At 40.5% G+C, this 469-nt stretch carries 1 pseudogene; it reads left to right on the top strand.

The annotated features are described in order from the left end of the window. Window positions 1–258, top strand: a pseudogene (locus tag HBA93_RS18515) (hypothetical protein); the annotation flags it as partial. Window positions 259–469: the final 211 nt, after the last annotated feature.

Consider the following 469-nt stretch of genomic DNA (forward strand, 5'->3'; position numbering starts at 1 on the left):
CGCGAGGCTGTTAGCTTAAATCTTGCTGATGAGACCTCAGCCCGGTTCCGCAATATTGCTGCCGTTGACATGGAGGATGGCACTTATATTGTGTGTGGTTTTGTGAACGGTAAGAACCAATTTGGTGCATATACCGGCTATCAGATATTTTACGGAGTATATCGGCCCGTGGATCCAATTTTCGTAACAAAATACATAATAAAACCCTCTTTTGGCTTGAGTTTATGTGTAGCTTCAGGGGGTGAATTCAAACACTAAAATATCTTAAGCCATTGTAATTACTTCTATATTTCTAACATCAATTTGACATTCAACATAATTTCTGTTTTGATATATCAATAATTTCAACGCAGAGGTCGCTATGTCACAACTACGACAAGCTCGCACAATCACTACAGCTCAATTTCATCAAGCGCTCAACACCGCTGTAAACCTGAGACACCCCCATCGCAATAAAGCCACTCTATTG

The sequence above is a fragment of the Ochrobactrum sp. SFR4 genome, assembly GCF_019730395.1.
GTDB lineage: Bacteria > Pseudomonadota > Alphaproteobacteria > Rhizobiales > Rhizobiaceae > Pseudochrobactrum.